The sequence below is a fragment of the Shewanella sp. ALD9 genome (genome assembly GCF_002836315.1).
Lineage (GTDB): Bacteria > Pseudomonadota > Gammaproteobacteria > Enterobacterales > Shewanellaceae > Shewanella.
In genome coordinates, this window is sequence record NZ_PJCD01000024.1 from 1 (window position 1) to 616 (window position 616).

The 616-nt window shown below is 43.0% G+C and carries 1 pseudogene; it reads left to right on the forward strand.

Features of this window, described 5'->3' with window-relative positions:
• A pseudogene (locus CXF88_RS14380) lies at positions 1-616 on the forward strand (transposase); the annotation flags it as partial.

Below are 616 nucleotides of genomic sequence, written 5' to 3' on the forward strand. Positions count from 1 at the left end.
TAAAGCAAAAAAGTGGTCAGATAAAGAAGTGCTAATTCAATGGCACAAGGGCTTTAAAGGTACGTTACTCACGCACAAATACCTAAAAGAGGAAGACCTTAACCAGTTTGAACTGCAAACCGTCAATGAATGCATTACCGAATACCGTAAACGCTTAATTGATATCAGTTGGTTTATGCGCTCACTCAGTGAGCCCATCGCCAGAATGGCCAACAAAGAAGATAAATGCACAGGGCGATTTTGGGAAGGCTGGTTTAAATCTCAGGCTTTGCTTGATGAAGCAGCAGTTTTAGCCTGTATGGCTTACGTTGATTTAAACCCTGTCAGAGCCAAAATGGCTGCAACCCCTGAAACCTCAGATTACACCAGTATTCAACGCCGTATCAATTCAGCGATGAAAAGCGAACAACCATCAGAGCTATTACCGTTTGTGGGTAATGAGCGCTTAAACATGCCTAACGGGCTCATGTTCAGCGTAAAAGACTACATCGTCTTAGTTGAAGATACCGGTCGGATAATTCGAGAAGATAAGCGTGGATCCATTAGTTCAAGCAGCCTGGACATACTGAATAGACTAAACATCCCCGCAGAGAATTGGCTTAAAATCACTACAGAG